Source organism: Hydrogenivirga sp. (assembly GCF_056450045.1).
The window spans coordinates 1-6,174 of record NZ_JBWONM010000129.1 but is presented as its reverse complement, the minus strand read 5'-3'; the positions used below and the strand labels follow the sequence as shown (position 1 = coordinate 6,174).

Here is a 6,174-nt window from a genome sequence, read left to right as displayed (position 1 = left end):
AGGCGTTGGCTATCTGGGTTGCGGCGAGGGCGAGACCTCCGGGGGTGTGGATGATGAAATCTATCGGCATGTCCTCGGGGGTCATCCTGATAGCCCTGAGTACCCTCTCCGAGTCCTCTATGTTTATAAACCTGAATATAGGTATGCCGAGGAAGCCCATAGCCTCCTGTCTGTGTATCATGGTTATTACCCTGCTTCCGCGCTTTTGCTCTATATCACTTATGGCAGACTCCCTCGCCCTCTGGAGAGCCATCTTCTTGAACCAGGGGTTCAGGATTATGAAGAATATGAAGAGAAACCATAGAAGGTTAAACATGTAAGAGAAGGGGTCGTAAGCTGGCATATTCAAACCTCCCTTCCAGTATTATAATACCTTCAGCCCATGCTCGTGCTGGTCGTTGCCCTTTTCTTAACCCTGCTCTCCTGTGCCAAGCCTGTTGTGAACCTCAGTTACATCAAGCCTCCCGAACGTTACAGCGGGGACGTAAGGAGGATAGCTGTTCTTCCCTTTGACAGTAGAAGCCTTGACGGAAAGCTCTTTGCCAGCGAGGTGGAGGCTGAGCTCTCAAGGGCGAGGATCGGTGGAAAACCCTACTTTACCCTTGTAGCCCGTGAGGATATTGAGAGGGTATTTGAAGAGCTCAAGCTGAGCACGAGCGGTCTCACAAAGGAAGCGCATAGAGCGGGGGAACTGCTTTCCGCCGAGGGGATACTGACCGGAAGGGTTGATTACAGCTACAGCGTCAGCAGGTACAGGAAGAAGAGGCTTAAATGTATTGAGACAAAGGGCGGTGGCTTAATAAAGGAATGTGTCAGGACCGTTGAGTACTACGTACCCTGCGAAAGACACAGCCTTGTACTCCTGCTGATACCTAAGCTCATAGAGGTTGAGAGTGGGAAGATAGTTTACACACGCAGGATTGAAGTCCACAGGAGTGCGGACAGGTGTTCGGATGAGGGCAGAGCCGTTAGCTTCGCCGAGCTTCTTTCCTCAGCTAAGAGGGAAGCTATAAGGGAGCTCCTTAGGGATATCGCTCCCTTCAGGGTAACCTTGAGGGCTGAGTTTATGGACGACGACGAAGGTGTGAAAGACAAAGAGAGCTTTGAAAGGGCTCTTGAGCTCGCAAAGGAGGGTAAGGTGGCGAGAGCCTGCTCTCTGTTTGAGAAGGTTGGGGGAAGCTCCTATGCCCTCCTCTTCAACAGGGGGCTCTGTGCAGAGCTCAGAGGGGAGCTTAAAACAGCCCGGGAGCTTTATGAGAGAGCTCTTAGCCTGAGAAAGGATAGGAGAATAGAGGAAGCCCTCAGGAGGGTTCTTGATAGGGAAAGGGAGGAGGAGAGGTTGAAGGCTTTAATCAAATAGGGCGTCCACGTAAGCCTCTACGCTGAAAGGCTCAAGGTCTGTTATGCCTTCTCCCACACCTATGAGCTTTATGGGTATCTTGAGCTCCCTGCATATAGCTATTACCGCCCCTCCTTTGGCGCTTCCGTCAAGCTTTGTGACAACGATACCGCTTATATCCACAGCCTCCTTAAAAACCTTTGCCTGCTGGATTGAGTTCTGCCCTATGGTCGCGTCCAGAACAAGGAGTGTCTCTGAGGGCTCTTCGGGAAGGAGCTTCTGCACAACCTTCTTTATCTTCCTGAGCTCGTTTATCAGGGGTTCCTTGGTGTGAAGCCTGCCGGCGGTATCAACGAGAACTACATTGTAACCACCCTCCTTAGCCCTCTCCAAACCCTCATAAACCACCGAGGCTGGATCGGCACCCTCCTGCTTCTTTGTCAGGTCCGCACCAGACCTCTGGGCCCAGACCTCCAGCTGTTCAATGGCTGCCGCCCTGAAGGTATCAGCCGCAACGAGCATAACCCTCTTGCCCTCAGAGGTGAGCCGATAGGCTAACTTCCCTATGGTGGTCGTCTTCCCGGAGCCGTTAACACCGAGGAACAGGACTACGATGGGCTTCCTGTCCTCAGGAAGGTTGAGCCTTCCTTCGCAACCTCTAAGAAGCTCCTTCACCTTCTCCTTAGTTATCTCCTTGAGCTCTTCGGAGTTCTTCACGTTCTTCCTTATCGCCGTTTTTCTGAGGTCCTCAACTAGAGCAACGGCGGTCTTTACTCCAACATCAGCCTTAACGAGGTGCTCCTCAAGCTCCTCAAAGAGCTCCTCATCAACCTTCCTTCCCCTGAAGATGAGCCCGAGCTCAACGCTCTCCTTCGTCTTCTGGAGCCCCCTCCTGAGCTTGTCCAAAAGGCTCTCCTTCTTATCCTCCAGAAGCCCAAGCCTTTTCTTAACCTCCCTTATCTTCTCCTCAACCTCTTCCCTCTTTGAGGGGGGAGCGATCTTCAGAGCCCTCTCAAGGACCTCAAGAGCCTCCTTTCCTTTTCCGGTAGCGTAGAGTATGCTTCCCACCCGGTAGAGGCTCTCAAAGTCCCCTACCTTCATGTACTCCTCAACAGCCTTCGCGTAGTTTCCCACCTTCTCATAGACAAGCCCCCTATCCCTCGCTGTCCCAAGCTCCGGGTCTCTCTCCAAGAGCCTGTAAGCCTGCATGTAGTTTTCTTCCTGAAGGTAGAGGTCAAAGAGGACCTTCCTTATGTCTGGGTCCTCCTCGTATCTTTCCAAGAGCTTCTTTGCCTTTTCCTTCTTTCCCTTCCTCAGAAGCTCAAGGATTGCGCTCTTGTCGCCCTTCTCAGCCCTCTTCTCAAGCTCCGATTTTTTGAAGAATAGCATGTGATATATTTTAAAGACTGCTCATGAAGATTGAGGTCGTTAAGTTCTATCCCTTTGAACTTCCAGGAAGGAGAGGCGGTCTGGTAGGGTATGCGGATGTGAAGCTGGAGAACCTCCTTCTGATAAGGATGGTCAGGCTCTTCAGGAACAAGTACGGAGGCTACTACGTTCAGATGCCCTCCGTCCAGCTGGGAGATAGGAGCTATGAGGTGATTGAGCTCCTCTCCAAGGAGCTCCTTGAGGAGATAAGGAGAAAGGTAGTGGACTACTACAGGGAAGAGGTTAGAATATGAAGCCAGGCAAGATGATTCAATCCTTCGGATTCTTCGTATTCACCCTTATACTCTTTGCAGGGGTCGTTATATACGGGCTCTTTCATCTGGAGGTTCCCAACCCCATCTACTGGGCAGCCTTCGGTGTGTCAGCCCTTCTCTTTGCCATCGGTCTTGGTGCAACCCTCTACAGGGGCTTTCAGGACCTCCTGAAGGACTACCGCAGGCACGGGAGCCTTCTTTCCTTCCTGTACGACTTCTTCGCCTCCCTGAAGCTCGCCATATTCATAATGCTACTTTTGGGAATACTCTCAATGCTGGGCTCCACTTACATAAAACAGCTCCAGCCCTTTGAGACCTACCTTGACCAGTTCGGTCCAACTAAGGCTGTGTGGTTCTGGAAGCTGTGGCTCAACGATGTCTTCCACTCCTGGTACTACATTGCCCTGATAGTCCTCCTGGCGGTAAACCTGTCGGTCTGCTCAATAAAGAGGCTTCCCAGGATATGGAGACAGACCTTCGGTTCTGAGAGGATACTCAAGCTTGATGAGAAGGTTGAGAAGAGGTTAAAGCCTGTCAGCATGAGGATAAGGGACCCCCAGGATGTGATAAACCTTCTCGTGAGGAGAGGCTTCAAAGTATTCAAAGAAGAGGAGGGAGACAGAATATACCTCTTTGCGGAGAAGGGGAGGTATTCTCGCCTCGGGGTTTACATAGTCCACATAGCGCTGCTCGTTATAATGGCTGGTGCGCTGATAGATGCCATCTTCGGTGTGAGGGGCTTCCTGCCCGTGCCGGAGGGGGATACCTCTGACATCATGCTCGTCGGTGCCGATGACAGGAGGGTGAAGCTTCCCTTTGCCGTTCATCTGAAGGAGTTCAGGATAATAACCTACGGTGAGGAGGCTCAGCAGAAGGGGATAAAGGTGGCAGAAGCCTTCAAGGATGCGGTAGCTTCCTACAGGAGTGAGATAGAGATAATAAACAGCGGAAAGAAGGTAGCTGAAGGTGTTGTAGAGGTAAACAAGCCCTTTGACTTCAGAAGCTACAGGATATTCCAAGCTTCCTACGGTCTGACGGGCGGTGTGAAGGAGATGGGGGTCGTTGTGGTTGACAAGAGGCTCGCCGAAAAGGAGGAGCAGGCTCACAAGGCGATAGTCGGGAGGTTCACGGTGGGGAGCGGTAAGGTGGTTGAGTTCAAGGACATGCTCGTATCCGTTGAGAGGGTAGTTCTGAACATCCAGAACCCCGAAAGAGGGATGGAGGGAGAGCTCGCACCGGCGGTCGTCCTGAAGGTTCTCCTCAACAGGAAGGCGTACAACGTCCCGGTTGTTTACGACCCCCAGCTGACGGTTGTTCTATACTCCCAGATGGAAGAGCTTAAGGACTTCCCCTACGTCTTTTTCATGGACGGCTTCGTTCCCCAGTTTTACTCGGGCTTTCAGGTCTCTTTTCATCCCGGGACGAACATAATCTGGATAGGCTCTGCGGTGCTCGTTCTGGGCATGGCTGTTGCCTTCTACACCGTGCACCGTAAGGTCTGGGTTCGCATAGAGGGGGATACAGCCAAGATAGCCTTTTACTCTCACAAGTTCAAGGAGGAGTTCAAGCGTAGCTTCCTCAGAGAGCTTGAACAGGTCCATGAGCACGGAAAAGGGGAGCGGATATGACGATATAATGCTTTAGGTGGAGAAGCTGGCATGTTCAAGGGGATGAGAGGAAGGCTGGTAGTAAAGACGGGGGTGCTGATACTCATCCTCTTTCTCATAACCTCAGCCTTAGTTGCCCTCTTCTTCAGGAAGAGCGTTGTTGACAGCTCCAAAGAAAACGCCCTCACCGTAGCTCAGCTCGTCAGGGATACCCTCACCTCCTACATGGTTCTCGGAGTTATAGACAAGAGGGACCTCTTCCTTGAAGAGATAAAGGATGTCCATGGACTCAGCTACGTGAGGATTATAAGGGGAGAGGCTGTCAAGAGGCAGTTCGGCAGAGGCAGGGAAGGAGAAGAGCCCGTTGAGGACATAGAGAAGAAGGTCCTCCAAACGGGAAAGATGATAGACATGCTCTTTGAAAGCAAGGACAGGGTCCTTTACAGGCTCGTCATACCCTACAAGGCTACATCCACGGGCAGAGTGAACTGTCTTAGATGCCATGAGGTCAGGGAAGGTGAGGTTCTGGGAGCGGTCAGTCTTGCGATTGACCTCACCGAAAAGAGGCAGGAAGCTCTCATGCTTCTGGGGATTTACAGCGGTGTTGCCGGCGGAGTATTTTTTCTCCTCTTCTGGGTGATACTCAAGCACTTTGAGCCCTACCGCAAGCTCTTCAAGGATATGAAGAACGCTCTGAGCAACTTCATGGAGGGAAATCTAAAGGTAAGGGTTAGAACGGAGCTCAGGGACGAAGCGGGAGAGCTCGCCGACGCTCTGAACGAGATGGGAGAGAAACTCAACGCAATACTGAACAACATAAGGGAGAAGGTCTCAATGCTGATCGGCTACACGGTCATGGAAACGGAGAACGCCCTCAAAGATACGGAGAAGATAGTTGAGGAGCTTGTAAAGATATCCAACTTCAAGAGAACCATAGAGCAGGACATGAAGAAGTCAGAGATATATAAGAGGATTGAGATGGTCTTGTCAGACTACATGTCCCTTGACAAGTTCTCAATCTACGAAGTTGATGATCGCAGGAATGCCATGAAGGTGATCACCGTCCACGGGGAGAGTATGTGGTGCTCCCCCTCCATACTTGAGAATGCTAACGAGTGCAGGGCAAAGAGGACAGGGGAGGATGTGGACTCGGCGGAGTTTCCCTGCATATGCCCAAGGTTCGCCTTCAACGAGCTCTGCTCAACCCAGGGAATACAGTACTACTGCATACCCGTAAACATCGGAGGAAAGGTGGGAGGCGTTGTCCAGGTGGTTTACGAGAGGGACATGGACGTCTTCGTCCGAATGCTCATCCCATACATAAAGGGCTATCTGCAGGAGGCTTCTCCTGTCCTTGAATCAAAGAGCCTGATGGAGCTTCTCCAAGAGCAGTCCTACATAGACCAGCTTACGGGTCTTTACAACCGCAGGTTCCTTGATGAGGTGATTGAAAAGCTCGCCGCCCAGATAAAGCGGAGGAACAGCAACTTGGGGATACTCATGGTTGACATAGACTACTTCAAAC

The 6,174-nt window shown here is 51.6% G+C and carries 6 protein-coding genes; 4 read left to right on the top strand and 2 right to left on the bottom strand.

Annotated features, from left to right (window positions below):
• Positions 1–343 (bottom strand): SDH family Clp fold serine proteinase (locus tag AC1HCM_RS05450; protein ID WP_479460756.1); only part of this gene is annotated, 343 nt, incomplete at its 3' end.
• A gap of 39 nt (positions 344–382) precedes the next feature.
• Between AC1HCM_RS05450 and AC1HCM_RS05445 the strand changes: the two genes are divergently transcribed.
• Positions 383–1,360: a tetratricopeptide repeat protein gene (locus AC1HCM_RS05445; RefSeq protein ID WP_479460755.1), complete on the top strand. Its 978-nt coding sequence runs from the start codon at positions 383–385 to the stop codon at positions 1,358–1,360.
• On the opposite strand, the gene ftsY is transcribed toward AC1HCM_RS05445, so the two are convergent.
• Complete coding sequence (gene ftsY, locus AC1HCM_RS05440; protein ID WP_479460754.1) at positions 1,349–2,728, bottom strand: signal recognition particle-docking protein FtsY; 1,380 nt, start codon at positions 2,726–2,728, stop codon at positions 1,349–1,351. The genes AC1HCM_RS05445 and ftsY overlap by 12 nt on opposite strands.
• A 23-nt stretch (positions 2,729–2,751) precedes the next feature.
• Here ftsY and AC1HCM_RS05435 point away from each other — a divergent pair, with 23 nt between their 5' ends.
• The 3 genes from AC1HCM_RS05435 to AC1HCM_RS05425 form a co-directional block, all read left to right on the top strand.
• Positions 2,752–3,021, top strand: a complete 270-nt coding sequence (locus tag AC1HCM_RS05435; protein ID WP_479460753.1) for a septation protein SpoVG family protein — start codon at positions 2,752–2,754, stop codon at positions 3,019–3,021.
• On the top strand, positions 3,018–4,670 hold the full coding sequence (resB, locus tag AC1HCM_RS05430) for a cytochrome c biogenesis protein ResB (protein WP_479460752.1): 1,653 nt from the start codon (positions 3,018–3,020) through the stop codon (positions 4,668–4,670). Before AC1HCM_RS05435 ends, resB begins: the two co-directional genes overlap by 4 nt.
• A gap of 30 nt (positions 4,671–4,700) precedes the next feature.
• A partial coding sequence (locus AC1HCM_RS05425; RefSeq protein WP_479460751.1) for a diguanylate cyclase occupies positions 4,701–6,174 on the top strand: 1,474 nt, incomplete at its 3' end.

Excerpts from the sequence above, each read along its gene's own strand:
- AC1HCM_RS05445 (WP_479460755.1), top strand. The coding sequence starts at position 383 with ATGCTCGTGCTGGTCGTTGCCCTTTTCTTAACCCTGCTCTCCTGTGCC.
- ftsY (WP_479460754.1), bottom strand. The coding sequence starts at position 2,728 with ATGCTATTCTTCAAAAAATCGGAGCTTGAGAAGAGGGCTGAGAAGGGC.
- AC1HCM_RS05435 (WP_479460753.1), top strand. The coding sequence starts at position 2,752 with ATGAAGATTGAGGTCGTTAAGTTCTATCCCTTTGAACTTCCAGGAAGG.
- resB (WP_479460752.1), top strand. The coding sequence starts at position 3,018 with ATGAAGCCAGGCAAGATGATTCAATCCTTCGGATTCTTCGTATTCACC.